This is a genomic window from Cellulomonas bogoriensis 69B4 = DSM 16987 (genome assembly GCF_000767165.1).
In the GTDB taxonomy this organism is placed as follows: Bacteria; Actinomycetota; Actinomycetes; order Actinomycetales; family Cellulomonadaceae; genus Actinotalea; species Actinotalea bogoriensis.
This window is the reverse complement of the sequence record NZ_AXCZ01000312.1, coordinates 1-1,605: the sequence shown is the minus strand read 5'-3', so window position 1 is coordinate 1,605 and position 1,605 is coordinate 1. Positions and strand designations below refer to the sequence as shown.

General features: G+C 75.9%; 2 protein-coding genes. One reads left to right on the top strand and one right to left on the bottom strand.

Translation table 11 applies throughout. From position 1 onward, the window contains the following. On the top strand, positions 1 to 214 hold a 214-nt coding region (locus tag N869_RS18045), incomplete at its 5' end, for a hypothetical protein (RefSeq protein WP_198026102.1). 201 nt (positions 215 to 415) lie between these two features. Here the strand turns inward: N869_RS18045 and N869_RS18040 are convergent. After that, the coding region (locus tag N869_RS18040) for a hypothetical protein (RefSeq protein WP_035062972.1) at positions 416 to 1,605 on the bottom strand (1,190 nt) is incomplete at its 5' end.

The window sequence follows — 1,605 nt, the reverse complement described above, 5'->3', positions numbered from 1 at the left end:
CGTGGGCGGGACGGAGCTGGCGGCCCTCGTCACCGTCCGCCGGGGCCGGCGGGACGGGAACCGTGCGACGGGCCAGGGCAGGGGGTTCGACGCGGGGGGCGACCGGGCCCCTGACCTCGGCCTGCTGGGGCTCGGCCTGCTGGGGCTCGGCCTGCTGGGGCTCGGCCTGCTGGGCCTCACGTTCCTGGGCCCGGCGCTCCCGGGCCAGACGTAGCTCGCGACGGGTCAGCGGCCGGTCCGCACCGGGCTCACCCGGACCACTCGTCTGCTCCTCACCCACCGAATGCACTCCCCACACCGCCGTCCGGCACCCGCCGGCCAGGTCGCCCGCTGCGGCCTGGACCTACGTTCCCACACCGGCCGGCGTGCGGCCGGGTCCGCCACGGCACGACGAGGCGGACCCGGCTCCCGTCGGTCACGGCGAGACGAGGTCCAGGTGCGTGTCGGCGACCGCGAGCACCGTCCACATGCTCCCATCGGCACCGGTCAGCTCGTAGGACGGGACCAGGAGCGCCGCGCCGTCGGGCTGGTGGTGGACGGTGGCGCGCAGCGTCGCCGCGGTGAGGGTCACCTGCTGCACGGGCCACCCGATCGACGAACCGGGGGCGGGGGCCGTGGGCCTGGGGCGCTCCGGCACCGGGGCGGGCTCCGCGGTCGGCATGGGCGAGGACTCGAGCGACAACGGCTCGTCCGCCGAGCGCATCATCGCGAACGGTGCGGCGCTACCGGCACCGAACCTCGGGTCGTTCATGCGCTCGACCGCCTGCGCCGGGCTGATGAGGTCGTACTCACCCAGGTCGACCACCGGTGCAGCCGTTCCGTACAGGGAGTGCACGCCTGACCCGGTCAGCGACGCCGACCACGTCAGCCCCGAGCGCTCGCCACCGACCAGCCGGTGCACCGTCACGTACGTCCACGCCTCCGTGGCGCCGACCTCGACGTCCACGTCGAGGTCGGCCTCGTCCAGCCCGAGGTCGCCCAGCAGCGAGACCACCCGGTCGCGCGCCTCCTCCGCCCCGGGGGCCGGGCCCAGGTCACGCTCCTCGCACGCCGACATCGGGTAGAGCTCACCGGCACCCTCGGCGGGCTCGGCCTCCCCCCGGAACGGTTCCCCCGTGGACACCAGCTCGCAGACCCACGGGTCCTGCGTCGGGTCGTAGAAGTTGACGGTGCCGAGGTCGTCACCCTGCAGGACGACCACCGGACCCGACCCGTCGTCCGGACCCACCGTCCACGTACCGTCCGACAGGCGCGGCTCCCCGGGCACCCCGAGCGCGTCGGCGACCCGGACCGCGACGGCCTCGTCGAACCCGGCAGCGGCATCCAGGGCCCACACGGTTCCGACGCCGGCGCCCGTCCCCAGGCCCTCGCCCGAGAACACCATGCGCACGCCCCACATCGGGTACGAGGTCTGGGCCACCTCCAGGGCCACCGACGACCTCGGCGCCTCGAGGGTCGTCGCGTCCTGCGGGAACGGCGCAGCCATCCACCCGCCCTCGCCCCCCATCGCCGTGGGGGGCTCCGACCCCCCCGCCGACCCGAACGCGTACCCGCCGCCCGCACCGACGACCAGGGCCACCGCCGCGGCGACACCCGCCTGCCGGG